The organism is Pseudonocardia sp. C8, assembly GCF_014267175.1.
Lineage (GTDB): Bacteria > Actinomycetota > Actinomycetes > Mycobacteriales > Pseudonocardiaceae > Pseudonocardia.
Genome location: NZ_JACMTR010000002.1, coordinates 3,807,906 through 3,833,274, shown reverse-complemented (window position 1 = coordinate 3,833,274; position 25,369 = coordinate 3,807,906). Strand labels below are relative to the sequence as shown.

The following is a 25,369-nucleotide window of genomic DNA, read 5'->3' as shown; positions in this document are numbered from 1 at the left end:
CCTAGCCCTGCTTCCCACTCACGAGCAGCGCGACGGCCCCGGCGACCGGCAGCACGAGGAGCAGCGCGAGTGCGGGCGCCAGCCCGAGGACGGTGGCGAACCCGCCGATCACCGCGGCACCGATGCCGGCCCCGGTGAGGAAGCACAGGGTCGCGACGCCGATCGCGCCGCTGCGGCGCTCCTCCGGCACCGCGCCGCCGACCGCGGCGACCATGCCGGGCTGCCCGGTGCCGAACGCCAGCGTCACCAGGGTCGGCGCGATCGCGAGGACCCACGGCTGGTGCCACGCGACGCCCGCGACCGCGGCGAACAGCCCGACCGTCGTCACCACGCAGGCGACGAGCAGGGTGCGGGTCGGGCCGAGCCGGCGCTGCAGCAGCGCCGACAACGGTGGGCAGGCCAGCGCCACGACCGCCGACGGGACCAGGACCAGCCCCGTGGTCAGCGGCGTCCAGCCGCGCTCGGCGAGGGCCAGCGGGATGCCCAGCAGCAGCGCGAACCAGCTCGCGGGGATCGCCATCGCGCACAGCGACGACAGGACCACGGTCACGTTCGAGATCACCGCGCGGGGCAGGAAGCCGTCCGGCCGGAACCGGACCCACGCCGCCGTCGCCGGGACCCCGAGCACCAGCAGCACCGCCCCGGTCACCGCGGCGGCCGTCCCCGCGCTCGGCGACTGGATGAGCAGCACCAGCCCGGAGACCGCCGTCGCGACGATCGCCGCCCCGGCCAGGTCGAGGCGGGCACCGTCCCCGGGGACGGCCGAGCGCCACCACAGGTACGGCACGGCCAGCAGCCCGACCACCGGGAGGGCGACCGCGGCGCGCCAGCCGCCCGCGGTCGTCAGCGCTCCGCCGATCAGCGGACCCATCGCGGCCAGCACCGCGGACGTCCCGGCCAGCCGGCCCAGGGCCGCGCCGCGCCGGCCGTCGGGGAGACGGGCGGTGAGCAGCGCGGGCGCCAGGACCGGGACCGATGCCGCCCCCAGCCCCTGGACCACCCGCGCGATCATCAGCAGCGGGAACGACGGGGCCAGCGCGGCCGCCAGCGCCCCGATCCCGAGGAGCGCCGTGCCGGCGCACAGCGGGCCGCGGATCCCGACGGCGTCGGCGAGCCGCCCGTGCACCGGCACCGCGACCGCCAGCGCCACCGCGTAGCCGCTGACCATCCAGGTCGCGGCCGCCGTCGTCACACCGAGGCCGTCGGCGAGCCCCGGCAGCGCGACCGTCACCCCGGACGTCGACGTCCCGGCCAGGCCGAACAGCAGGCCCAGCACCACCGAGAGCAGACCGATCCGGTGGCGGGGCGGTGCGGGCGTGGTCGTCACCCCTCGATCCTCACCCGCGCGGCCCCTCCGTTGCATCGTGATTCGGTGCGATCCCGCGGGGCGGCCCGCGGGGTCCCACCCCCTGCCGTGCGAAGATCCCCGGCCGTTGCGCCGCGCACGTGATCACCGGAACGGCGCGACCGGGCCGGGACCAGCGCGCACGGGGGGACACGGTGGAACGCGGGAGCACGGCGTCGCAGCAGGAACAGGGGCTGCGCCGGGACCTGAACGGCCGGCAGATCGGCATGATCGCCGTCGGTGGCGCGATCGGGACCGGGCTCTTCCTCGGGTCCGGGCTCGCGATCTCCGTCGCGGGCCCCGCGGTGATCGTCGCCTACGCGGTCGCGGCCGTCGTCGCGCTCACCCTGGCCTACGCGCTCGCCGAGATGGTGGTCCGGCACCCGGAGGCGGGCGGGTTCGGCCCGATCGCGCAGCGCTACCTCGGCGACGGCGCCGGGTTCGTCCAGCGCTGGATCTACTGGGCCGCGCAGGTCGTCAACATCGGCAGCGAGGTTGTCGCGGCCGGGCTCTACCTGCAGTTCTGGTACCCGCAGCTGCCACTGTGGGTCCCCGTGATCGGGTTCTCGGTCGTCATGCTGGCGCTCAACGCGGGCGCGGTGCGCCTGTTCGGCGAGACCGAGTACTGGTTCGCGATGATCAAGGTGGTGACGATCGTCGCGTTCATCGTGGTCGGGGTGACGGCGATCGTGTTCGGCCTCCCGGGCCAGGCCCCGGTGGGGATCGGGGCGCTCACCGAGCACGGCGGATTCGCCCCGAACGGGCTCGGTGCGATCTGGCTCGCGCTGACGATCGTGACGTTCTCGTTCCTCGGCACCGAGGCGGTCGCGGTCACCGCCGCAGAGTCCCGCGACCCGGGCCGCGACATCCCGCGCGCCGCCCGGCGGACCGTGCTCCGGCTGGCCCTGTTCTACGTCGGCGCGATGCTCGTGGTGGTCACCCTGCTCCCGTGGAACACCGTGAGCACCGGCGAGGAGGTCACCGAGTCGCCGTTCGTGCGGCTGTTCGCGCAGGCCGGGGTGCCGGCCGCGGCCGCGGTGATGAACTTCGTGGTGCTCACCGCGGCGCTGTCGGCGATGAACACCAACCTCTACGTCACCGCCCGGATGACCTACTCGCTGGCGATCGACGGCTACGCCCCGCGGGCACTCGCCCGGACCGGCCGCAACGGCGCCCCGCAGCGTGCCCTGCTGCTGTCCGCGGCCGGCCTCGCGCTCGCCGCGGTCGTGTCGGTGTTCGCCGAGGCCACCGCGTTCCCCCTGCTGGTGGGGCTGGCGCTGTTCGGCGCGCTCACCACCTGGCTGCTGATCTTCGCCAGCCACATCGCGTTCCGCCGCCGGACCGCGGGCGAGCGCTCCCCGGTCCGGCTGCCCGGCGCGCCGTACACCACGGTGGCGGCGATGCTGTTCGTCGCGGCGGTGCTGGCGACGACGCCGTTCACCGAGCAGTTCTCGACCGCGTGGAAGGCCGGGCTGCCGTTCCTGGCCCTGCTCGTCGTGGCCTACCTGGTCGTCCGGCGGCGGTGACGGCGTTACTCTCGGCGCGGTGCTGACCCGCGCGTACGGCCTCGCCCGGTCGCTCGTGACCTACCACGGGATCCCCGGGCGGCAGCGCCGGATGCGCGCCTTCTACGCCGCCTTCCTGGGCCCCGGTGATCTCGCCTTCGACATCGGCGCGCACGCCGGGAACCGGGTCCGGGCGTGGCGCCGGCTCGGCGCGCGGGTCGTCGCCGTCGAACCCCAGCCGGACTTCGTCCGGATGCTGCGGCTGTTCTTCGGCCGGGACGGTGGCGTGACCGTCGTGCCCGCCGCCGTCGGTGCCCGGCCCGGCACTGCCCGGCTCGGGATCTCCCGCGCCACCCCGACGGTGTCGTCACTGTCGGCGCAGTGGCGCGCGACCGTCGCCGGCGACGCCGGGTTCGCCCGGGTCCGCTGGGACGACGCGGTCCCGGTGCCGGTCACCACGCTCGACGAGCTCGTCGCCGCGCACGGGGTCCCCGCCTTCTGCAAGATCGACGTCGAGGGGTTCGAGGCGGAGGTCCTCGCCGGGTTGTCGCGGCCGCTGCCCGCGCTCTCGTTCGAGTACCTCCCCGCCGCGCACGACGCGGCGCTGGCCGCGCTCGCCCGGGTGGAGGCACTGGGCCGGCACGTCTACCGCTACTCCCCGGTCGAGACGATGCGCTGGGAACCCACCCCCGGCGGGCGGTGGCTGGAGGCCGCCGAGCTGGTGGAGGTGCTCGACCGGCGCCGTCCGCTGGGCCGCTCGGGCGACGTCTACGCCCGTCCCGCCCTCGACCGGCCGGCGTAACCGGGATCGGCGGTCGGGTGACCGGCGGCGGCCGGGACGTTCTCGGGCACCCTGGACCGCCGTGACCCCCCGGTTCCGCGACGCCGCGGCCCTCCCGGTCGCCCGGCAGCTGACCGCCGCGGCGGCGCTGCTGGCCGGCGTGCTGGCCGGGCTGGTGGCGACGACCGGGATCGGTACCAGCCGCGTCCTGTTCGGCGTGCTGCTGGCCGTGCCCGCGGCGGCGCTGCTGGCCCGCGCGGCGCGGCGGTCGGGCGAGACGACGCTCGGGCCGGCCGGGGCGGTGACCCTGGCCCGCGGCGTGCTCGTCGTCGGCGTCGCCACGCTGATCGGCCGGGACGGCCCGGCGCAGGTCGCGCTGGTGGCGCTGACGGTCGTCGCGCTCGTCCTCGACGGCGTGGACGGCCCGGTCGCCCGCCGCACCGGCACCGTGACCGCACTGGGCGCGCGCTTCGACATGGAGACCGACGCGTTCCTGCTGCTGGTGCTCTCGGTGCACGTCGCCGCGACCTCGGGTGCGTGGTGGGTGACGGCGCTCGGGCTGCTGCGCTACGCCTACGTCGCGGCGGCCCGGGTGCTGCCGTGGCTGGCCGGGCCGCTGCCGGTGCGGCGGTCGGCGAAGGTCGTCGCGGCCGTGCAGGGGATCGTGCTCGTCGTCGCGGCCGCGCGGGTTCTGCCCCCGGCGGCGGAGTCCGCGGCGCTCGCGGTGGCGCTCGTCGCGCTGCTGTGGTCGTTCGGGCGGTCGGTCGCGCACCGGTGGCGGGTCACCGACGAGCACCCGTTCCGGCGGCGGGCCGCGGCGGCCGGCCTGCTCACCGTGGCCGCCGGTGCGCTCGTGGCCGGTGTCCTCGTCGTGCCGGGCGATCCCGCCGGGCTCGTGCCGGTGGGGTTCCTGCGGCTGCCGATCGAGCTGGTCGTCGGCGCCGCGGTGCTCGCGGTCCTGCCGCCGCGCCCCCGCCGGGTCGTCGCGGTCGCGGCCGGGCTCGTCCTGGCGCTGATCGGGCTGCTCAAGGTCCTCGATCTCGGGTTCCGCACCGTCCTGGCCCGCCCGTTCGACCCGGTCGCGGACTGGGTGCTGCTGGGCAACGCCCACGAGTTCCTGCGCGGCGCCGCCGGCGGGGCCGGCGCGGTCGTCGTCGCGGTGCTCGCCGGGCTGCTGGTCGTCGGGCTGCTGGCCGGGAGTGCGGGCGCGGTCGTGCGGCTCGGGCGCATCGCCGCCCGGCACCGGCGGGCCACGCTCGCGGCCGCGGCCCTGCTCGGCGCCGGGTGGCTGGTGCTGTGGGCGGGTGTGGGCGGCCAGGCCGTGCGCGGGGTCCCGGTCGCCGCGGCCGACGGCGTGGCCCAGCTGCGGGACCGGGCCACCGGGATCCCGGCCTCGATCCGCGACCACCGCGCCTTCGCCGCCGAGGCCGCCGACGACCCGTGGGCCCGGGTGCCGCCGGACCGGCTGCTGGGCGCGCTGCGGGGCAAGGACGTCGTGTTCGCCGTCGTGGAGAGCTACGGCCGGTCCGCCCTGGAGGATCCGGCGATGGCGCCCCGGATCGGCCCGGTGCTGGCCGGCGGGGACCGGCGCCTGGACCGCGCCGGGTTCGCGTCCCGCAGCGGGTTCCTCACCGCCCCGATCGCCGGTGGCGGCAGCTGGCTGGCCCACGCCACCCTGTTCTCCGGGCTCCGGATCGACGGCCAGGGCCGGTACCGGCAGCTCGTCAGCTCCGACCGGCTGACCCTGATCCGGGCGTTCCGCGACGCTGGGTGGGAGACGACCGCGGTCATGCCCGGCACGACCCGGGCGTGGCCGGAGGCCACGTTCTACGGCCACCAGCGGGTCCACGGCGCCGACGGGCTCGGGTACCGCGGCCCGCCGTTCAGCTGGTCCCCGATGCCCGACCAGTACGCGCTGGCCGCGTTCTCCCGCCTCGAGCACGACCGCACCGACCGGGGACCGCTCCTGGCCGAGGTCGCGCTGACCTCCAGCCACGCGCCGTGGACGCCGGTGCCGCCGCTGCTGGCCTGGGACGCGGTCGGCGACGGGTCGGTCTACGCCCCGTTCGCCGGTGGCCAGCGGCCCTTCGAGTCGATCTTCGGGGGCGATCCGGCGGAGACCCGCCGGCACTACGTGGACGCGACCGCGTACGCGCTGGAGAGCGTGCTCGGATGGGTCGAACGCGCCGGCGACGACCGCCTCGTCGTGATCGTCCTCGGGGACCACCAGCCGGCGTCGACGGTCACCGGGCCGGATGCGAGCCGTGACGTGCCCGTCTCGGTGGTCACCCGGGACCGGGCCGTGCTCGACCGGGTCGCGGGCTGGGGGTGGACGCCCGGACTCCGGCCGCCGCCGTCGGCGCCGGTGCAGCCCATGGAGGGGTTCCGGGACCGGTTCCTGGCGACGTTCGGTGACTGAGCGGGGCCGCCGCTGGAGGTACACGTGGCAGCACGACCACCGCTGCGTGTCAGGTCTTCGAGGGCACGGCCGCGACGCGTGCGGCGTCGCGGGGCGGGTTCATGCTCACCAGGGCGAGGAGCCCGCCGGCCACCGCCACGAGTCCGAAGAGCTGGAAGGCCAGGGCGTAGCCGTCGGCAGGGGTCGCCGCGGCGTCGACGATGACACCGGTCAGGTACGGGGCCGCCAGGCCGCCGAGTGACATGACGGCGAGGAAGACCCCCAGCGTACCGGCCATCTGCTTCGGTGGGCAGATCTCCGAGACGGCGGCGTTGGACAGGGGGAGTGCGATCGCGCCGGCGCCGTAACCCACCGAGATCGCGAGGACCACCAGCCAGGGTGTGCCGAGGAGCGGCACGATCGCGAGCAGCGTGCCGCAGACGAGCAGGCCGAGCGCCGGCAGGACCCCGCGCAGCGTCCGCGAGCTCGCGCCCCGCGCGATCAGGCGATCGCTGATCGCGCTGCTGAGCACCATCAGGCCCATCCCGGCGATGCTCGGGAAGCCGAACATCACACCCGCTTCGACGCGGGAGTACCCGAGTCCCACCTCGAGGTAGGACGGGAGGAAGGTCAGGACGACCGTGACGATGCCGTACATCGCGAAGATCCCGGCCGCGCCGCCCATGAAGGTCGGCGTCAGGAAGATCGACCGCCAGGGCACGGTGCGCTCGGTGTCGTCACCGGCCGCGTTCTCCGGGGTGGTCCCGGTGGTGGCCTTCGCGGATCCGTACGGTCCTTCCTTCCAGGTCAGCAGCCAGATCCCGCACCACAGGACGCCGACTCCCGCGAGGACCAGGAACCCGGCGCGCCATCCCCACACCGCCATGATCACGGCCAGGGCCGGCGCGACCACGATCTTCGCGACCGAGGCGGAGGCGGAGATCAGCGCGGAGGGCAGACCGCGCCGCGCCGGCGGGTGCCATGTGTAGGCCGCGGTGTGGATCAGCGCGCTCGACGGTCCCTCCCCGAAGCCGAGGACGATCCGCGCGACGAGCAGCACGGTGAACGTGGCGGACAGGACGACCGGGAGCATGCTGGCCGCCCAGATCAGCGACAGCAGCACCAGCGCCCAGCGCAGCGTCGTCAGCTTCGCCAGTCCGCCCGCGAAGAACCCACCGACCGCGAACGCCAGGAAGAACGCGCTGCCGAGCAGGCCGATCTGGGTCGTGGTGAGGCCGAGCTCCTCGCGCAACGGCTGGGCGGCGAGCCCCAGGATGGTCTTGTCCCCCCAGTTGATCACATACAGCAGCAGGAGGAGGCTGGTGAACCCCCACGCCGTGGTACGCGATTCGGGACCGTCCGACACCGTCGGCGGACGAAGGTCTCTCTCGGTCGTCATGAACTGCTCCCGTCGTCATTGGCGTAGCAGGGAAGGAATGGGGAGGGGACGGGCGGCCGCGGACGGCGCCGGTCAGCCGACGTCGGCTCCCACGATCGAGACGAAGGAGACGCACTCACCCGGACCCCCACCGAGGTTCTGGGTGAGGCCGTACCTCAGTCCCTTGGCCGCGATCTGACGCTCGCGCGGTGCCTCACCGCGGAGCTGCAGCCAGCACTCGTACAGCATGCGCAGCCCGGAGGCCCCGATCGGGTGGCCGAAGCTCTTCAGACCGCCGTCCGGGTTGACCGGCAGCGTCCCGTGGAGCGAGAACTTGTCCGCGAGGGAGTCCGTCCAAGCTCCGCCGCGCGCGGAGAAACCCAGGTCCTCCATGAGCACGAGCTCCGTCGGTGTGAAGCAGTCGTGGACCTCGGCCATCATCAGGTCGTCCTCAGGCGACTCGACACCGGCCTGCCGGTAGGCGTCCGCCGCGGACCGGACCGCCTCCTCGAAGGTCGTGTAGTCGTAGGTGGGGTCGAACGGACCGGTCCCGGGGCCGGCGGCGAACGACAGCGCCTTCACGTAGAGCGGCTTGTCCGTGTACCTGTGCGCGTCCTCCGCGCGCACGATGATCGCCGCCGCGGAGCCGTCACTCACCCCCGAGCAGTCGAAGACCCCGAGATCACCGGCGACCGCCGGTGCGTTGCGGATCTTCTCCTTCGGCACCTCCGCCCGGAACTGGGCGCGCTCGTTGCGCGCGCCGTTGTAGTGGTTCTTCCAGGCGACGTGGGTCATCGCCTCCTTGAAGTCGTCGCGCGCGACCCCGTACTTGTCGGCGTAGGCGGGCGCGAGCATCGAGAACCGCGCCGGCGCCGTGAGCGTGGTACCCGTGCCGTCGTCGGCCGGGTTCGGGCGGGCGAGCCCCGAGTAGCCGGTGTCCTTGAGCTTCTCGACCCCCACGGCCATCACGATGTCGTAGGCGCCCGATGCGACGGCGTAGCACGCGTTGCGAAACGCTTCCGAGCCGCTGGCACAGAGGTTCTCGACGCGGGTCACCGGCTTGTAGTCGATCTTGAGCGCGGTCGACAGGGTCATGCCCGAATACCCGGAGATGAGGGTTCCGAGCCAGTAGGCGTCGATGGAGTCCTTGGTGATGCCGGCGGACGTGAGAGCGGCCTGCGTCGACTCGACGACCAGGTCGCCGGCCGACCTGTCCCACAGCTCGCCGAACCGGGTACACCCCATGCCGACGATCGCGACCTTGTCCTTGATGCCGTGCGAGCTCATGCGGATCCCCCCGTCGGTTCCCCGGCGGCCACGACCACGGGTCGCGCCTTCCAGAAGTAGTTCTGAATCCCCGAGTTCTCCGAGATCCGGCGGAAGGTCATCTCCACGTCCATGCCGATCGAGACGCCGGCCGGTGTCGCGTCGGTCAGCTCGCAGGCGTAGCGGCCCCCGCCCTCGAAGTCGAGCACGACACCGATCACCGGGGGAGCCGGCGAGTAGGCCAGGTGGTCGATCGTGTACGTCGCGACCCGGGCGGGGGTGTCGGCGAGGGGGACGGGCTCCATGGCATCCACGGACCCGCACCGCAGGCACACCCGCTGCGGCGGCAGGTGGCGGCTCCCGCAATGGCTGCAGGCGCTCCCGGCGAAACCGAACTTCCACTCGGCGCGCCGCATCGACGGCGGGGCCGCGGCCTTGTCCGGCTCGGGGCGACGCGGGCTCTGCCGGGCCAGGTGACCCTTCCAGGTCAGGAAGTCCGCATAGCCGAGGCCGGGGTTCCCGGCGTCGATCCAGCTCCGGACCGTGCGTGCGGGACGTGCCCGGTCGATCGACGGGGATGCGCGGAGCACCAGCGTGTCGGCGCCGTCGGCCAGGGACGTCACGACGAGGACGTCGCCGGGGTGTGCCCGGTCGAGGAGCTCCGCCAGCATCAGTCCCGCATGGGCGGTCCCGGCGTTGCCGATCTCGCCGGACAGGTCCGTGACGATCCGGGACGGGTCCACGCCGGACTCTCGGCCGAACCGGGCAGCGGCACGCGGCGAGAGACCGGTGACCGCCAGGTGGGTGACCGCATCTACCTCGATCCCGGCCGACTTCCGGGCCGATTCGAAGGATTCGGCCGCCAGCCGGAGGTAGTGGGACTCCCCGAACCGTTCCTCCCAGCTCCGGCTCCAGCGGTCCCCCGGCTCGCGCCACCTGTCGAGGAACTCGGCGCTCGCCGAGCCCGATCCGAGAACCTCTGCGGCCGAGGGGCCCGCGGAAGCCCTGCCGACCACGAACGCGGCCGCCGCGTCTCCGGTGGTGGCCTCGTCGACCCCACCCGCAGCACCGGTCCGGGTGTCGGAGGCGAGCACGAGGGTGGTCTCGGTGGAGTGGGCCGCCGCGATCAGGGACGCGAAGCCCGATCGCACCGCGCCGCCGGTGTCACAGCAGCGCACCCGCGGGTCCATCGAGAGGGCTGCGTGAACGGTCGTTGCATTAGTCTTCTCCATGTAGGCCGGCTGGGACGTCGCCAGGTGGACCGCGTCGACCCGCGCCCGCACCGCGGCGTCCCGCACGGCCTGACGGCCGGCCTCGACCGCCAGCGTCGTGGTGTCCTCGTCGTACGACGCGACCGCGCGCGTGCCCCTCGCCCCCGCCGAACCCAGCACCGTCGCGATCGTCGAGCCGGGGAGTCGCCAGTACGGCACGTAGACGCCGTACGTCAGGATGTCCGTCACCCGTCCACCGTCCTCTCTGTGCGCCAGGAAGAGTAGACGGACGTTAACTGCTGAAGCAAGAGATCGTGGATCTACCAGTATGTAACCCCTGCTCGACGCGGTAGACCCACCACCTCGTCAGGAGGTTGATCCGTTAACGAACCGGCTGGGCGGCGCCCACGGCTCCCGTCGTCCGGTGTCGACGTCTCGAGGGAGTCCGGCGCAACGGGTCGGATTCCGGTCGGCGTGATCGCCCGAGGGCGGTAACGGAGAAATCCGCAGGCGCGATCGGTCGCGCGACCGCGCCTCGAACCCCGGACGCCGCGCGTCCGGACCCGGCGTGACGCGCCGTTCACTCCCGGGGGAGCGTCCGAAGTTAACGATAGTTGACTCTTGCGAAGATATCGCTCTAGGCTCGCCCCCGTCACATCCGAGCAAGTCCGCACCCGAAGAACGACGTGCGGGGACGACAGGGGCACGACAGTGACACTTGAAGGCAGGACGGTGATCATCACCGGCGGTGGCCGCGGCCTCGGCCGCGAGCATGCGCTCCGGTTCGCCGAGCGGGGCGCCAACGTCGTGGTGAACGACAACGGCGCCGGGCCCGACGGTGCGGGCGACGACACCGCGCCAGCCCGCGAGGTCGTCGGGGAGATCGTCGCGAAGGGCGGCAACGCGGTCGCGCACATCGGCTCGGTCTCGAGCTGGGACTCGGCCAGGGAGATGGTCGAACTGGCGGTCGAGACCTTCGGTGGTCTCGACGTCCTCGTCAACAACGCCGGCATCCTCCGTGACCGCACGATCGTCAACATGAGCGAGGCCGAGTGGGACGCGGTGACGGACGTGCATCTCAAGGGGCACTTCTGCCCCCTGCGGCATGCGGCGAGCTACTGGCGCAGCGAGTCCAAGGCCGGGAAGGACGTGCGCGCCTCGGTGATCAACACATCGTCGGGGTCGGGGCTGCGCGGTAACCCGGGCCAGCTCAACTACGCGGCGGCCAAGGCCGGCATCGCGATCATGTCGGTCGTCGCGGCCCGCGAGCTCGAGCGCTACGGCGTGCGGGTCAACGCCATCGCACCGGTGGCCCGGACCCGCCTGACCGAAGCCGCCCCCGGCCTCGGTGACCGTATCGCCGAGGAGACCGACGGCACCTTCGACATCTGGTCACCCGCGAACGTCACGCCGCTCGTCTCCTGGCTGGCCGAGGAGAAGTGCCACGTCTCCGGCCAGGTCTTCAGCATCGCCGGTGGCCATGTCGGATGGCAGCAGGGATGGGTCGAGCAGGAGGCGTTCGACATGGACCGGGCGTGGACCGAGGCCGAGCTCGCCGACGCGCTGGCACACCTTCCCGCCGGTCCGCCCGCCTGGCGTTCCTCGATCTGACGGCCGGAGGTGCACGTGAATCCGGAGAGCGTGACCGATCTCGAGCTGCCGGGCTTCACCACGTCGGCGGACCGCAGCCAGCTGCGGTTGTTCGCCACGGTGATCGGCGAGACCAGTCCCGTCCACACCGACGTCGAGGCCGCCCGGGCCGCAGGCTACCGGGACCTGCTCCTGCCGCCGACCTTCCTGTTCACCCTCGAGCTCATGCGGCCCGATCCGGCCGCCGTGCTCCGCCACCTCGGCATCGACCAGCGCGAGGTGCTCCACGGGGAGCAGCACTTCACCTACCACTCGCCGGCGGTCGCGGGCGACGAGCTGACCTTCGAGATGAAGGTCGTCGACTACTACGAGCGCAAGGGCGGCGCCCTGCGGTTCGTGGTGCGGCGAACCGAGGTCACCCGTGGCGGGGAGCGCGTGGCGACCCTGCAGAACACGTTGGTCGCGCGACGGTTGGAGCTGAGCTGATGACGGCAACCACCACCGGCCCCGCCTTCACGGTGGGCTCGGAGATCGGCGTCCTGGAGCTGGAGCCGATCAGCCGAACCACGCTGGCCCTGTTCGCCGGCGCGTCGAACGACCACAATCCGATCCACATCGATCTCGACGTCGCGAGGTCGGCGGGGCTCGACGACGTGTTCGCCCACGGGATGCTGTCGATGGCCTACCTGGCCCGGGCCGTGCAGGAGTGGATCGGACCCCGCACCATCCGCAGCCTCGGCGTGCGGTTCGTCGCGATCACCCCGGTCCACGGTGCTCCGATGTTCCGCGGAGTCGTGACGGACGTCAGCCAGGACACCGGTACCGAGCTGGCGACGATCGAGGTGACCACGACGCTCGCGGACGGGACGGTGACCCTTCGCGGCAGCGCCGTGGTCGAGACCGAGGAGCGCGCGTGAGCCCGTCGGACCTGCCCGGGGACTGGATGACGGGTGACGTCGCCGACCTCTACCGCGTCGCCCGTGACTTCTTCGCGGCCGAGGCGTCGGCGAACGGGGAGAAGTGGCGCGAGCAGCGCTTCGTCGACCGGGAGTTCTGGCAGCGGGCCGGCCGGCTGGGCCTGCTCTGCGCCTCGATCCCGGAGGAGTACGGCGGCGGTGGCGGGACCTTCCTGCACGAGGCCGCGATCCAGGAGGCCTACCAGGCCCAGGGCGACCGGTCGTGGGGCAACAGCGTCCACTCCGGGATCGTCGCCCACTACATCCTGGCCTTCGGCACGGAGGAGCAGAAGCACCGGTGGCTTCCGCGGATGGCCACCGGGGAGCTCGTGGCGGCGATCGCCATGACCGAGCCGTCTGCCGGAACCGATCTCAAGGCCATCCGGACCCGCGCGGTGCACGACGGTGACAGCTACGTGATCCACGGCTCCAAGACCTTCATCACCAACGGTTCCACCGCCGACCTGGTGCTCACCGCTTGCGTCACGCAGCCGGACCGGGGCGCCAAGGGCATCTCACTGATCATGGTGGAGGCCGCCGCGACCGACGGGTTCGTCCGCGGCAGGGTGCTCCGCAAGGTGGGACAGCACGGTGCGGACACCTCGGAGCTCTTCTACGAGAACGCACGGGTCCCGGCCACGAACCTGCTCGGTGCGGAGGGATCCGGCTTCACGATCATGATGAGCCAGCTCCCGCAGGAGCGGCTGATCATCGGCATCACCGCCGTCGCGGCCATGGAACTCGCCGTCCGGCTCACCACCGACTACGTCAAGGAGCGGACGGCCTTCGGCAGCCCCCTGATCACACTGCAGAACACCCGCTTCCAGCTCGCCGAGGCCGCGACGTCGGCGCGGGTCGGCCGGATCTTCCTGGACGACTGCATCCGGCGACACATGACGGAAGGGCTCGACACCCCGACCGCGGCCATGTGCAAGTGGTGGCTCACCGACACCCAGAACAAGGTCGTCGACCAGTGCCTTCAGCTGTTCGGTGGCTACGGCTACATGGAGGAGTACCCGATCGCCCGGCTCTGGGCCGACGCACGTGCGCAACGGATCTACGGCGGCACGAACGAGATCCAGAAGGAGCTCGTCGCCCGCTCGCTGTGACCAGAGGGGACCAGCATGTACCTGACCCAAGGACTCCACCGGAGCCTGCAGACCGACCCGGACGCCGTCGCCGTCGTCGACCGCTCCGTGCGCCGCACCTTCCGTGAACTCGCCGACCGGGTCGCGCGCCTGGCCGGGGCATTCGGTGCGCTCGGCCTGGACGAGGGCGACCGCGTCGGGATGCTCGCGGCGAACTCCGTCGAGTACATCGAGTACGCACTGGCCTGCGCCTGGGGCGGCTACGTCTTCGCCCCGATCAACAATCGCTGGAGCCCTGCGGAGATGGCGTATCAGGTCACGGACGCCGGCATCGAGGTCGTCGTCGTCGACGGCGACGGGGTCGAGGACGCGCGTGCGCTGCAGGCGGTGTCGCCGTGCCTGCGCGAGCTGGTGTACTGCGGCGAGGGCGAGGTGCCTGCCGGGTTCCGGTCCTACGAGGAGCTCGTCGGTGCCGGAACGCCCGTCGACGACGTGCGGGTTCCGGGCACGCGGATGGTCGGCCTCCTCTACACCGGCGGCACCACCGGTGAGCCGAAGGGCGTCATGCTCAGCGGCGGCCAGCTGCAGACCTCGATGCTCGGGGCGCTGGCCGGCGCCGGAGGGCCCAACCGCTCCGAGAGGTTCCTGCACGCGGCCCCGCTCTACCACCTGGCCGCGCTGGGGTCGGCGTTCCAGCAGGTCATGCTCGGATCGACCCACTACCTGTTGCCGCGGTTCACCCCCGAGGCACTGGTGGAGATGATCGAGACGGAGCGCATCACGTCGACGACGCTGGTCCCGACCATGATCCAGCGCATGCTCGACCACGCCGAGCGGACCGGCGCCGACCTGACGAGCCTGACCCAGCTCGGCTACGGCGCGTCTCCGATCAGCACGGCGGTGCTGGAGAAGGCGATCGCCATGTTGCCGGCGGTCCGGCTGACGCAGCGTTACGGCATGACCGAGCTCGGCCCGGTCGCGACGGTTCTCCGCGACGAGGACCACCGGGACCCGGCTCATCCGGAGCGGTTGCGATCCGCCGGTCGCGCTGCCCTGCACGCCGAGGTGAGGGTCGTCGACGAGAACGACGCCGAGCTCCCCACCGGCGCGGTCGGCGAGATCGTCGTCAAGGGCGGCAACATGATGCTCGGCTACTGGAACAAGCCGGACGCGACGGCGGACGCACTCCGGAACGGCTGGATGCACACCGGCGACGTCGGGTACTTCGACGAACACGGCTATCTCTACGTCGTCGACCGGCTGAAGGACATGATCGTGACCGGCGGCGAGAACGTCTACAGCGTCGAGGTCGAGAACGTCCTCCACCAGCACCCGGGAATCGACAGCTGCGCCGTCGTCGGCGTCCCCGACCCGGCGTGGGGGGAACGGGTCCATGCGGTCCTCGTCAGCCGGCCCGGACACTCACCGGAGCTCGAGGAGGTTCGCGAGTTCGTGGCCGAGCGCATCGCCCGCTACAAGGCACCGCGTTCGATCGAGATGGTCGACGACCTGCCCCGCTCGCCCGTGGGCAAGATCCTCAAGCGGACCATCCGGGAGCAGCTCCGGGCCGCCCCGGCTCCGCCGGCGACAGCACGATGAGCATCGCCACCTGCCGTACGTCGAACTGCCGCCGGGGGACGGGCACCGACCTGTGGGAGGGGGACGCATGACTGACGGAATCCGGGACGAGGCCCTCCCCGATGGCGACCCGCGCCCCGATACGGGCGCGGGCATCGAGATCCGCCGACCGGCACCCGGCGTCGCCTGGGTCGTACTGAACCGACCGGGGAAACGAAACGCCCTGGCTCGGGATGCGGGACGGCATTTGGCCGGCCTCTTCCGCGAACTGGCCGACGACCATACCGTCCGCTCCGTCGTGATCTCCGGTGAGCACGGCCACTTCAGCGCCGGAGGTGACGTGGACGTGATCCGATCACTGCCCCGGATGACGGCCCGGCAACTCGAGGAACGATTCACCTCCTGCTTCCGGGCGTCATTGACGCTGCGTGAGATGCGCAAGCCGGTCATCGGTGCCCTCACCGGCGGCGTGGTCGGCGGCGCCATGGGGCTGGCGCTGGCCTGCGACATCCGACTGGGCTCGTTCGACGTCTTCTTCAAGGCCCCCTTCGTCCGGATGGGGCTCGTTCCCGACTACGGCGCCAGCTGGTTGCTGCCGCAGACCGTCGGTGCGTCGGCGGCACTGGACATCTCGATCTCCACCCGCGCGGTGGCGGCGGGGGAGGCGCTGCGGCTGGGACTCGTCTCACGGCTGGTCGGGGACCCGGTCGGTGAGGCGCTCGACCTGGCGACCTCGATCTCCGGGGTGCCCTCCTTCGGGGTCGCCGAGACGAAGCGGCTCGCGCACCTATCGAGCACCACGGACTTCGCGGCGGGCGTCGCGGCGGAGGTGGTTGCCCAGACGTCGGCCTTCCACACCCCGGGGGCCCGGGCCTCCGTCGAGAACTACGTTGCCGGGATCGGGGCGCGCCGTGGCCGCTGACCGGGAACCGTGGAACTTCTGGGACCGCGCTCGCTCGCACCCCGACCGGCCGGCCGTGGTCGAGGCCGGTCGGGTGGCGCTCACCTACGGCGAGCTGGCCGAGCGGGTGAACAAGATCTGCCACGCCCTCCGGGAGCTCCGCGTCGTGCGTGGCGATCGTGTCGCGGCCATGATGACCAACACCTGGGAGTTCACCGGGCTCCAGCTCGCCGCGAGCCAGATCGGCCTCTACTTCACGGCGATCAACCGGCATCTCGCCCCGGGCGAGGTCGCCTACGTGCTGGAGAACTCGGCGGCGAGCGTGCTGGTGGTCGGCCCCGATCTCGTCGAGGTCGCCGAGCAGGCGTTGACCCCCGCCGGTACCGTACGGGCCTTCTCGACGACGACATCCGCCTTCGGTCGTGAGTCCTTCGAGGCCCTGTGGACGCGGCAACCCGCTTCCGCTCCGGACGACCGCACTGCCGGAGCACGGCTGTTCTACAGTTCGGGCACGACGGGGCGGCCGAAAGGGATCCTCCAACCGCTCCCCGGGGCCACCCCCGAAGTGGTGGCCGAGGCGCTGCGGACCACGGGCGAGCAACTCGGCCTGCGCCCCGGAGCGGGCGTGCACTACGCCGTCGCCCCGCTCTACCACTCCGGTCCGAACTCGATGATGCTCCAGGCGCTGCACCGTGGACACCAGGTGCTCCTGACGCCACATCGTCCCTTCGACGCCGAAGCGGTCCTCGCGACGATGACGACCCATGGCGTGACCGACACGTTCATGGTCCCGACGATGTTCCACCGCTTCCTGCGGGCACCCGATGACGCCAGAGCGGCCTTCGATCCCTCCCGCCTGGATACGGTCGTCCACTCCGGCGCCGGCTGCCCGGTGGCCACGAAGCGGGCCATGCTCGACTGGTGGGGGTCGGTGTTCGTGGAGTTCTACGGCGGCACGGAGACCGGCATCGCGACGATCGTCGACAGCCGGACCTGGTTGGAGGCGCCGGGGACGGTGGGACGGGCCCGAGCCGGGTATGACGTCAAGATCGTCGATTCGGCGGGAGAGTCGTTGCCACCTGGGACCGAAGGACAAATTGCGATCAAGGGCGGGCCGGCCTTCTGCTACCTGGGGGACCCCGAGAAGACGGCCGCGGCCGTCGTCGACGGCTACTGCCTGCTCGGCGACATCGGCCGGGTCGACGAGGCGGGATTTCTCTTCGTGCTGGACCGGCGCGCAGACCTCATCCTCAGCGGCGGTGTCAACATCTATCCGGCAGAGGTCGAGGCGGCGCTGCTCAGCCATCCTGCGGTGACGGACGCGGTCGTGTTCGGTGTGCCCGACGAGGAATGGGGCGCCGTCGTGTCCGCTCTCGTCGCCTGGCGGGGGCGCGCCGCCGATCAGGAGGCTCACGAGGAGCTCGACCGCCATCTCCGGACGAGCATCGCGTCCTTCAAACGCCCCCGGTATCTCCACTTCGTCGACGAGGTCCCCCGGATGGAATCGGGAAAGGTCAATCGCTCGGTCGCCCGCACCCGGTTCCTCGAACTGCACACCCCGGGATGAGGGCCGTGCCCTGTCGTGTCACCGGGAGACCGACGATGGCCGCGCCGAGCCGGGTGAGCTCGTGAAGGAGGGCCGGTCGCCGGACGAGTCGGTCGTCGAGGATCACCTCGTTGATCACACTGAAGAGACAGCCCGCCCGGGCGCGGGACCGCGTCTCGTCGGTGTCCCGATGCGCCTGTCGGAGCAGGTGCGCCAACTCGACGATGTACGCGCCCTGACTCCTCCGGCGCTGCTCGGCGTCCGGCAGGAAGTGGCGTTCGGTCGCGCTGATCGCGATGAGGTCACGACATTCCATCGCGGTGCGAGCGTAGGTATGGATGGTGTTCAGGGCAGCCTCCTCCGCCGTTGCGGAGCGATTGATCGCGGCAATGATGCCACCCATGATCTGTGCGCTGGCCCGGTCGAACGCCACTGCGAGGATCCTGTCCTTGCTGTCGAACTGGCGACTGACAGCGGACGGACCGATTCCGACCTCCTGGCCGATCTCCCGCAGGGAGACACCATTGTATCCGCGCTCGCGGAAGAGGCGCGTCGCCACCTGCAGAATTGCTTCACGCCGATTCTTGGCGATGAGTGGCGGGCCGTCGCCGTGCCCGACGGGGTCAGGTCCCGCGGGGCCGTCGCCGAGATCCGTCTCGAGGATCGCGTCGACGACGTCGCGTGCCATGGCGCGCCGAGCGGTCGATGTGAGGTGCTTAGTGAGCGACAGATGGGCGATCGCGCCACCGATCGCGTGTGTCCGCACCCCGTGATCGGATCGTGCGTGATCGCCACCTCGGCGGGAGAGCGTCGCGTCCCAGCCCTCCTCGAGCCTCCGGGCCCGTACCCGCATCTCGGTGCGCATCGGTTCGTCGAGCCGGCGCAACTGACGGAGATAGACGAGGAGGGCGTCCGCCTTCGCGAACCCGACGGTCAAGGCGGCCTCGACCACATGTGCGCCGTGCTCGGTCCCCACCCTGGCGGCCTGTATCCCACGTTCCTTCTCGACCGAGTGGACGAAGTCCTCGACGATGGCCCCGAGCAACGACTGCTTGGTGGGGAAGTAGCGGTAGAGTGCCGGTCCGGTGACACCGAGTGCCTCACCGATGTCGTCGATTCCGACTCCCGCGTACCCACGGTGGCGGAACAGGTTCGCAGTCACCGACAGGATTTCGAGCTCCCTGTCCGTCAGATCTCTCACCTGCGGAGCTGTCGTCATCGGAACCTCCACCCGCCGACTCGGCGAGCGCCTGCTTCGGCACACCAAAGTTAACGATCATTGACTTGTGTAGATGATATCAGGATTCCTGCGGCGGCCGTCACCCGGCGCCCGTGAACGCGAGACGGAGTGTTTTCCTCTGATGACCCGATCACACGGCCCCCTGACCGGGACACGGATTCTCGAACTCGGTGGTATCGGGCCGACCCCCTTCTGCGGGATGCTCCTGTCGGATCTGGGGGCCGACGTCATCCGTGTCGACCGGCCCGAGCAGAAGGTCCACACCGTGCTCCATCGGGGTCGCAGGTCGGTCGTGCTCGACCTGAAGTCCCCGGCCGGACGCGATGCGGCGCGCAGGATCGCCGCAACCTGCGACGCCGTCGTCGAGGGCTTCCGGCCCGGCGTCGTCGAGCGCCTCGGCCTGGGCCCGGCGGACCTGAGGACGTCCGATCCGGCGCTGGTCCACGGGCGGATGACCGGCTTCGGCAACAGCGGTCCCGAAGCCCGGACGCCCGGACACGACATCAACTACATCGCCCTGTCCGGGGTGCTGCACACGATCGGCACCGCCGACAGCGGGCCGGTACCGCCACTCAACCTCGTGGGTGACTTCGGTGGCGGCGGGATGCTGCTCGCTCTGGGTGTGCTCAGCGGTATCCTTCAGGCCCGTCGCACCGGGTGCGGCGACGTGATCGACTGCGCGATGGTCGACGGCGCAGCGCTGCTCAACGCCATGACGCTGGGCCTGCTGAACGAGGGCGTCTGGCAGGACGAGCGCGCGTCCAACCTCCTCGACGGCGGCGCCCCCTGGTACCGCACCTACCGCTGTGCGGACGGCGCGCACGTCGCGGTGGGCTGCGTGGAACCGCAGTTCTGGGCCGAGTTCCGCCGTCTGCTCGGCACGGATTCCGACCCGGACTTCGACAGGCGCGAGGAGCGCGCCCGGTGGCCGCGGATCGCGGCCCGGCTGGAAGCGATCTTCCTGACCAGGTCACGTGCGGACTGGGAGACCCACTTCGCCGGCTCGCAGGCGTGCGTGACACCGGTCCTGTCGATGCGTGAGGCGGCGGTTCACCCGCACAACGTGTGTCGCCGCACCTTCCACGTCGCGGGTGACAGCATCCATCCGATGCCGGCGCCGCGCTTCCGGTCCTCACCCGTCGACGAGCCGGGTGACACCCGTCCCGTCGGTTCGGCCACCCGTGACGTGCTGGCGGACTGCGGTTTCACCGAGGGCGAGGTGGATCAGCTGCTCGATCGGTGAATCCGGAGCGGTGATGAACGACGGGATCTCGTGAGGGCCCGGCGTCGGCGTGCCGCCCCGCCGCCCACGGCGGACACGCGGTGCCCGTGGCGTCGCCCGTCGTGCGTAAACTCGATCCGCGGGAGCGACGTCCACTCGACGAGCCGGGAGGGAGCAATGCCCCGGCCACCGGGTCACGGAAGCGGATTCGAGCCGCGCCGTCAGGAGATCATCTCCATATCGGCGTCCCTGTTCGCGCGTCGCGGGTACGCGGCCACCGGCATCACCGACATCTGCCGGGCGGTCGGTCTCGCGCGCGGAGCCCTGTACTACTACATCGGCTCCAAGGAGAACCTGCTCGTCGAGATCCAGGCTGCCGTGCTCGGGCCGCTTCTTGCCGTCGCGCGGCGGATCGTCGAGGCGCCGGCGTCGCCGGCGGTGCGGCTCCGCCTGCTGTCGGAGGTGCTGCTCGACATCATCTTCCAGCGTCTCGACCACATCTGGGTGTACGAGCACGACTACCGGCAGCTGTCGGCGAGGAATCGTGAGGTGGTCGTGGCGCAACGTCACGAGTTCGAGGCGATCGTGATCGATCTGCTCGCGGCCGCGGTCGGTGAAGGCCAGTTCCGGCCGATGGACCTGCAGCTCGGGATGTTGCAGTTCCTCAACCTGCACAACCACACCTACCAATGGGCGCGTCCGGGCGACGAGAAGTGGCCGGTCGCCCATCTCGCGGCCGAGTACTGCGGCACGCTGTTCCGTGGGTTCGCGAGCGCCGATTTCGATCCGTCGGGGATCGAGGCTCAGGTTGGACGGTTCCGGAGTGAGCATCCGGAACTGGATTTCACGCCGGATCTCTCGGGCGCCGCCGCTCCCGCGTGAGGTCGCCCGGAGTCAGCAGGTGGTCGCGTGCCGGCGCAGGGCGTGGAGCCGAACGGCCACCTGGATGCGGAAGAATTCGTCCGGTTCGCGCCAGCGGGACCCCAGCAGCTTGGTGATGCGGTCCAGCCGCTGCACCACCGTGTTGGGGTGCAGGTGCAGCGCTCGCGCGGCCCGTGCGGTGCTGGCGTTGCACTCGGCGAACGCGCTCACCGTGTTCAGAAGGTCGGTCCCGCGCTCGGCGTCGCTGTCGAGGACCGGCCCGATCACCGCCCTCACGAAGTCGTCGATGTCCCGGGCCTCCGGCTCGAACAGGCGCAGGTACAGGCTGTAGGGCGCCGTGGTCACCGCCCGGTCGCGGATGCCGAGTGCAGGCAGCAGCGACAGGCAGCGTCGCGCTTCCCGGTAGCTCCCCGGGACGTCGTCGCAGGACGACAGGGAGGGCCCTTCGACGACCAGGGTCGGGCTCCCGATGCGCGGGCGCACCTGGTTGCGGACACGATCGGCGTCCACCGAGCGCGACTCGGCGAAGATGGCGACGACGACGCCGGCGTGCTCGGCCGACAACACCGGCCGCGGTGTCATGCGCGCGAGCGCGCGCACGGCGTCCCGCCGGTGGTCGCCCACGGACAGGACGAAGATCCGCCTCAGCGCGTCGAGGTCGAGTCCGCGGGCGCGCGCCCGCATCTCGTCGGTGGTCCGGGATCCGGGTTCGACGAGGTCACCCAGCAGCTCCCCGCGCACGCGGTCCTCGGCGTCCGCCAGCGCGTCCTGCTTGAGCCGGAGCAGCGCGACGATCCGTGCCGCGTCCTCCAACGTCTTCTGCTCGCGGGCGGACGGCCTCGTGGCGCTGCGTGCCACCAGGAGCGCGCCCAGCGACGCCGGCCCGGCGACGACGGCCACCACCCCCGCGACTCCCGGGCAGGAGGTGGACACGAAGCGTGCCGTCCGGCGGCTCTCGGCGATCGCCCCGGCGACGTCCGGGTGGCGCCAGCAGCCGTCCACGGGGAGTCGATCGGACGACTGCGCGATCGGCGCTCCGAACTCGTCGAGGACGATGACCTCGCGCTGCATCGCGCGGGCGAGGGTGACCGCGACCCGGATCGTGCTCTCGCCCCGCAGGACGCACTCGGTCAGCTCGGCGTGGTCGTGGTGCGCCCGCTCCATCTCGTCGACGTGCTGCGCCAGGCGGTCGCGGCTGTCGTCGGCGGCCTCGGCGAGCGTGCGTGCCTGTTCCAGCAGGCGCGCGCCCTGGAGGATGACCGCGCCGTGGTCGGCGAACGCGGTCAGCAACCCGATCTGGTCCGGGTGGAACTGCGTCTCGGTCCGGGTGGCGACGAACAGCGTCCCGATGACGTCGTCCCCGGCGACGAGAGGTACCGCGAGTGCGGACACGACGCCTTCCGCCAGGAGCGCAGAGTCGGCACCCAGGTCGTGGGTGAAGCCGGGATCGACGTGGTAGCGGGTGGAGCAGTGCGGTCTGCGCCGGGTGGCGACGAAACCGGCCATGCCTTCCCCGGCCGGTACCCGGACGCCTTCCAGCTGCGCGGAGACCGCTCCGCACGCCGTCCGCACCTCCAGCTCGCCGGTCGCGGGGTCGAACTCCGCGAGCCAGGTCAGGTCTGCTCCGAGCAGGTCGTTCGCCCGGTGCACGAGGCTCCGGAGCAGCGCCTCGACGTCGCGCTGCTCGGCGAGCTCCCGGCTGCACGCGAACAGGGCCGCAAGTTCGTCGCGACGGCGGCCGGCGCGGCTGAGGTGGGCCTGGAGCCGCTGCACCCGGCGTTCGATCGCGTCCCGCGTCTCGCGGTCGACGCCCGCACCGTCCAGGAGCGCGGTGAGGTCGTCCGGGCCCGTCACCCGCTCCTCGTCGAGGAGATCGAGCAGTGCCACGACGGCGTGGGCGCACACGGTGCCACCCACCGGGGTTCCGGCCGAGGCGCCGTCGAGCAGCAGCGAGCCGTGACCCGCGCGCGACGGTTCCGTGGCGTCGATCGGGTCCGGCACCATCGCCTCCTCGTCGCGTCCCACACCATCACCTCGACCGGGGCGCCCACGGACGCTAGTTTTGCAGAACGAACGGTACAAGAAACTCCGGAGAAGGGACAGCGGCGTGAAGGGCCACGTCCCGTCCTCCCGAGGGGAGTCAGGTATGCCGACCAGCAGCAAGGCCGCCCTGGACGGCCGCCCGCGCGTCGTGGTGATCACCGGGGCGGCCGGTGCGCTCGGCACGGCGGTGGCGCAGCGCCTGGCGGGGGAGGCGCCCACCGATCTGGTCCTCTGCGACCTGTCGGCCGAGCGGCTCGAACGGACCGCGGCGACGCTCGAGCACGTCGGTGGCCGGACCGTCACCCGGGTGGCCGATGTCGCCGACCCGGAGGCGGTCGATGCCGCGGTCTCCGGCGCGGTCGACCGGTTCGGCCGCCTCGATGTCATGATCAACAATGCGGCGGTGCTCTCGTCCAACGGCCGCATCCACAACCTGGCACCGGAGGAGTGGAGCCGGCAGCTCGAGGTCACGTTCCTGGGGGCCGTCCACGGAACGACCTCGGCGGTGCGCGTGATGCGCGGTCAGGACGGCGGCGGTTCGATCATCAACACCGCGTCGGTGGCCGGACTGACGGCCTGGCCGTACGCGGCGCCGTACTGCGCGGCGAAGGCGGCCGTGGTCCAGCTGACCAAGGTGGCGGCGGTCGAGTACGCCACGGAGCGGATCCGGGTCAACTGCGTCTGTCCCGGGATGTTCGAGTCCGCCATGAGCGCGGACATCCCCGACGCCGCCCGGCCCGGGCTGACCGCCCGGCACCCGCTCGGCGTCGGCACACCGCAGGACCTCGTCGGAGCGTTCTCGTACCTCGCCGGACCGGACTCCCGATGGACGACCGGATCGGCACTCGTGGTGGACGGCGGATACGCCGCTCCGTGACTCAGGTGTTCCCGCGCGCCTTGTCCCGGAGCTCGTTCTTGCGGATCTTGCCGATCGACGTGCGTGGGAACTCGTCGACGACATGGATCTCGTGCGGAACCTTGAACCGGGCGAGGTGGCGCAGGCAGTGCTCCCGTACCTCCTCCGCGTCGATCGACAGGCCCGGTACCGGCTGGAGGAAGGCCACGATCCGCTCGTCGCGCCAGGCGTCCGGGGCGCCCACGACCGCGGCGTCCGCGACCGCCGGATGGGTCGCGAGGACCCGTTCCACCTCGGCCGACGCCACGTTCTCGGCCTTGACCTTGATGACGTCCTTCGACCGGTCGAGGAAGGAGAAGTAGCCGAGCTCGTCGACGCTCATCGTGTCACCGGTGCAGAAGCGCCCGTCCCGGTTGGTGGCCCGGGTGATCTCGTCGTTCCTGTAGTAGCCGTCGAGGCGGGGGCTCCCGACGTACCTGGCCTCGCCCGGGATGTTCGGGCCGAGCTCCCGGTCCTCGGCGTCGAAGATCCCGAGGTCGATGCCGGGCATCGGCAGGCCGACCGACGTCGGGTTCCGCGGCAGGTACGGCGGGCACCGCGTGCCGATCGTCCCGTTCTCCGTCATGCCCCAGATGTTGATCAGCGGCACGTCGTACCGGCGTTCGAACTCGCTGATCTCGGTGTCCGAGAGCGCCATACCGAAGATCATCATGCGGAGGGAGTGCCGCGCGTCCGGTGCTCGCTCGGGCAGCTGCATGAGCTGCCGGATCGGGTTGGCGACCAGGCTCCCGACGGTGATCCCGTAGGTGCGGACCTGGCTCCAGTAGCGCGCCGCGTCGAACACCTCGGTGACGACGAGGACGCTGCCGGTGGCCATCGTGTTGAGCAGCGAGATCGTGAGGGCGTTGATGTGGAAGAGCGGAAGGACGCAGAGGCTGCGGTCCTCGGGCCGCAACCGCTGGTGCTGCGCGTTCATCTCGCCGGACAGGACCAGCGCCTGCTGGCTGAGCACCACGCCTTTCGGACGCGCGGTCGTGCCGGACGAGTACATGAGCACCGCGGTGTCCGAGGCGGCGACGTCGGCGGCGGGCGGTGGTTGCGCGGTGAGCCACGACTCCAGCTCGTCGGTGCCGACCACGACCGGTGGGGTCGCCGAGCACAGCGCCGCCGCCTCGGTGGCGGTGCCACGACGGTCCGGGTCGCAGATCACGACCTTCACCTCGGCGTGGTCGAGCACGTAGTGCAGCTCGTCGACGGCGTAGGAGGCGATCGTCGGGGTCGCGATCGCGCCCAGGTGGCTGATCGCGAAGAGGCCGACGACGAACTCGAGCCGGTTCGTCATGTGCAGGACGACGTGGTCCCCGGCGCCCACCCCGTGTTCCCGGAGACCGCCGGCGAGCCGTCCGGCGCGCTCGGCGAGGTCGCCGTAGGACATCTCGGCCCACCGGCCGTCGGCGGACTCCCAGATCAGGCCGATGCGGTCACCGTCGGTCTCGGCGCGGTGGGCGAGCAGGTGGTTCAGGGTCAGGTTTCCGGTGGCGAGCACGGAGCTCCTTCGTGGACGCGTGGGGGAGGGCCGGGCA

At 71.8% G+C, this 25,369-nt stretch carries 20 protein-coding genes; 13 read left to right on the top strand and 7 right to left on the bottom strand.

Going from position 1 to position 25,369, the window contains the following annotated elements; genetic code table 11:
• Position 1 precedes the first annotated feature (1 nt).
• Positions 2-1,327, bottom strand: a complete 1,326-nt coding sequence (locus H7X46_RS18245; RefSeq protein WP_186360552.1) for an MFS transporter — start codon at positions 1,325-1,327, stop codon at positions 2-4.
• Between the two features lie 173 nt (positions 1,328-1,500).
• Here H7X46_RS18245 and H7X46_RS18240 point away from each other — a divergent pair, with 173 nt between their 5' ends.
• The 3 genes from H7X46_RS18240 (at position 1,501) to H7X46_RS18230 (ending at position 6,050) form a co-directional block, all read left to right on the top strand.
• Positions 1,501-2,871: an amino acid permease gene (locus tag H7X46_RS18240; RefSeq protein ID WP_186360551.1), complete on the top strand. Its 1,371-nt coding sequence runs from the start codon at positions 1,501-1,503 to the stop codon at positions 2,869-2,871.
• A 19-nt stretch (positions 2,872-2,890) separates the two neighbouring features.
• Positions 2,891-3,652 carry an FkbM family methyltransferase gene (locus H7X46_RS18235; RefSeq protein WP_186360550.1) on the top strand — a complete coding sequence of 254 codons (762 nt, stop codon included), beginning with the start codon at positions 2,891-2,893 and terminating at the stop codon, positions 3,650-3,652.
• A gap of 61 nt (positions 3,653-3,713) precedes the next feature.
• A complete protein-coding gene (locus tag H7X46_RS18230) occupies positions 3,714-6,050 on the top strand; it encodes a CDP-alcohol phosphatidyltransferase family protein (protein ID WP_186360549.1) in 2,337 nt (778 codons plus the stop codon).
• A 49-nt stretch (positions 6,051-6,099) separates the two neighbouring features.
• Here the strand turns inward: H7X46_RS18230 and H7X46_RS18225 are convergent, their stop codons facing one another.
• From H7X46_RS18225 to H7X46_RS30780, 3 genes are all read right to left on the bottom strand, one after another.
• Positions 6,100-7,428, bottom strand: a complete 1,329-nt coding sequence (locus tag H7X46_RS18225) for an MFS transporter (RefSeq protein WP_186360548.1) — start codon at positions 7,426-7,428, stop codon at positions 6,100-6,102.
• Positions 7,429-7,500: 72 nt separating this feature from the next.
• On the bottom strand, positions 7,501-8,694 hold the full coding sequence (locus H7X46_RS18220) for an acetyl-CoA acetyltransferase (protein ID WP_186360547.1): 1,194 nt from the start codon (positions 8,692-8,694) through the stop codon (positions 7,501-7,503).
• On the bottom strand, positions 8,691-10,133 hold the full coding sequence (locus H7X46_RS30780; RefSeq protein ID WP_186360546.1) for an OB-fold domain-containing protein: 1,443 nt from the start codon (positions 10,131-10,133) through the stop codon (positions 8,691-8,693). The genes H7X46_RS18220 and H7X46_RS30780 overlap by 4 nt, the downstream gene beginning before the upstream one ends.
• A gap of 462 nt (positions 10,134-10,595) precedes the next feature.
• Between H7X46_RS30780 and H7X46_RS18210 the strand changes: the two genes are divergently transcribed.
• The 7 genes from H7X46_RS18210 to H7X46_RS18180 are packed head-to-tail and all read left to right on the top strand — an operon-like array spanning position 10,596 to position 17,564.
• Positions 10,596-11,495, top strand: a complete 900-nt coding sequence (locus H7X46_RS18210; protein WP_186360545.1) for an SDR family oxidoreductase — start codon at positions 10,596-10,598, stop codon at positions 11,493-11,495.
• A gap of 30 nt (positions 11,496-11,525) precedes the next feature.
• On the top strand, positions 11,526-11,960 hold the full coding sequence (locus H7X46_RS18205; protein WP_370588837.1) for a MaoC family dehydratase N-terminal domain-containing protein: 435 nt from the start codon (positions 11,526-11,528) through the stop codon (positions 11,958-11,960).
• Complete coding sequence (locus H7X46_RS18200; RefSeq protein WP_186360543.1) at positions 11,960-12,391, top strand: MaoC/PaaZ C-terminal domain-containing protein; 432 nt, start codon at positions 11,960-11,962, stop codon at positions 12,389-12,391. The genes H7X46_RS18205 and H7X46_RS18200 overlap by 1 nt, the downstream gene beginning before the upstream one ends.
• A gap of 26 nt (positions 12,392-12,417) precedes the next feature.
• Positions 12,418-13,539 carry an acyl-CoA dehydrogenase family protein gene (locus tag H7X46_RS18195; protein WP_186362748.1) on the top strand — a complete coding sequence of 374 codons (1,122 nt, stop codon included), beginning with the start codon at positions 12,418-12,420 and terminating at the stop codon, positions 13,537-13,539.
• A 15-nt stretch (positions 13,540-13,554) separates the two neighbouring features.
• Entirely contained in the window at positions 13,555-15,117 is a 1,563-nt protein-coding gene (locus H7X46_RS18190) for a long-chain fatty acid--CoA ligase (protein WP_186360542.1), read from the top strand.
• A gap of 52 nt (positions 15,118-15,169) precedes the next feature.
• A complete protein-coding gene (locus H7X46_RS18185; protein WP_186360541.1) occupies positions 15,170-16,018 on the top strand; it encodes an enoyl-CoA hydratase/isomerase family protein in 849 nt (282 codons plus the stop codon).
• Entirely contained in the window at positions 16,008-17,564 is a 1,557-nt protein-coding gene (locus H7X46_RS18180; protein WP_186360540.1) for an AMP-binding protein, read from the top strand. Before H7X46_RS18185 ends, H7X46_RS18180 begins: the two co-directional genes overlap by 11 nt.
• Here the strand turns inward: H7X46_RS18180 and H7X46_RS18175 are convergent.
• Entirely contained in the window at positions 17,512-18,762 is a 1,251-nt protein-coding gene (locus H7X46_RS18175; RefSeq protein WP_186360539.1) for a TetR/AcrR family transcriptional regulator, read from the bottom strand. The genes H7X46_RS18180 and H7X46_RS18175 overlap by 53 nt on opposite strands.
• Before the next feature lie 142 nt (positions 18,763-18,904).
• Between H7X46_RS18175 and H7X46_RS18170 the strand changes: the two genes are divergently transcribed.
• Positions 18,905-20,026 carry a CaiB/BaiF CoA-transferase family protein gene (locus H7X46_RS18170; RefSeq protein ID WP_186360538.1) on the top strand — a complete coding sequence of 374 codons (1,122 nt, stop codon included), beginning with the start codon at positions 18,905-18,907 and terminating at the stop codon, positions 20,024-20,026.
• 156 nt (positions 20,027-20,182) lie between these two features.
• On the top strand, positions 20,183-20,887 hold the full coding sequence (locus H7X46_RS18165) for a TetR/AcrR family transcriptional regulator (RefSeq protein ID WP_186360537.1): 705 nt from the start codon (positions 20,183-20,185) through the stop codon (positions 20,885-20,887).
• Positions 20,888-20,899: 12 nt separating this feature from the next.
• Here H7X46_RS18165 and H7X46_RS18160 read toward each other — a convergent pair whose 3' ends face one another.
• Positions 20,900-22,912 carry a helix-turn-helix domain-containing protein gene (locus H7X46_RS18160; RefSeq protein ID WP_186360536.1) on the bottom strand — a complete coding sequence of 671 codons (2,013 nt, stop codon included), beginning with the start codon at positions 22,910-22,912 and terminating at the stop codon, positions 20,900-20,902.
• A gap of 121 nt (positions 22,913-23,033) precedes the next feature.
• On the opposite strand from H7X46_RS18160, the gene H7X46_RS18155 reads away from it, so the two are divergent.
• Positions 23,034-23,807, top strand: coding sequence for an SDR family NAD(P)-dependent oxidoreductase (locus H7X46_RS18155; RefSeq protein ID WP_186360535.1), 774 nt, complete (start codon positions 23,034-23,036; stop codon positions 23,805-23,807).
• Between the two features lies 1 nt (position 23,808).
• On the opposite strand, the gene H7X46_RS18150 is transcribed toward H7X46_RS18155, so the two are convergent.
• On the bottom strand, positions 23,809-25,332 hold the full coding sequence (locus tag H7X46_RS18150; RefSeq protein ID WP_186360534.1) for a class I adenylate-forming enzyme family protein: 1,524 nt from the start codon (positions 25,330-25,332) through the stop codon (positions 23,809-23,811).
• Positions 25,333-25,369: the final 37 nt, after the last annotated feature.

Bases quoted from the DNA above. Each gene is read 5' to 3' on its own strand.
- H7X46_RS18165 (WP_186360537.1), top strand. From the start codon at position 20,183: ATGCCCCGGCCACCGGGTCACGGAAGCGGATTCGAGCCGCGCCGTCAG.
- H7X46_RS18220 (WP_186360547.1), bottom strand. From the start codon at position 8,694: ATGAGCTCGCACGGCATCAAGGACAAGGTCGCGATCGTCGGCATGGGG.
- H7X46_RS18225 (WP_186360548.1), bottom strand. From the start codon at position 7,428: ATGACGACCGAGAGAGACCTTCGTCCGCCGACGGTGTCGGACGGTCCC.
- H7X46_RS18200 (WP_186360543.1), top strand. From the start codon at position 11,960: ATGACGGCAACCACCACCGGCCCCGCCTTCACGGTGGGCTCGGAGATC.
- H7X46_RS18195 (WP_186362748.1), top strand. From the start codon at position 12,418: ATGACGGGTGACGTCGCCGACCTCTACCGCGTCGCCCGTGACTTCTTC.
- H7X46_RS18155 (WP_186360535.1), top strand. From the start codon at position 23,034: ATGCCGACCAGCAGCAAGGCCGCCCTGGACGGCCGCCCGCGCGTCGTG.
- H7X46_RS18170 (WP_186360538.1), top strand. From the start codon at position 18,905: ATGACCCGATCACACGGCCCCCTGACCGGGACACGGATTCTCGAACTC.
- H7X46_RS18175 (WP_186360539.1), bottom strand. From the start codon at position 18,762: ATGACGACAGCTCCGCAGGTGAGAGATCTGACGGACAGGGAGCTCGAA.
- H7X46_RS18190 (WP_186360542.1), top strand. From the start codon at position 13,555: ATGTACCTGACCCAAGGACTCCACCGGAGCCTGCAGACCGACCCGGAC.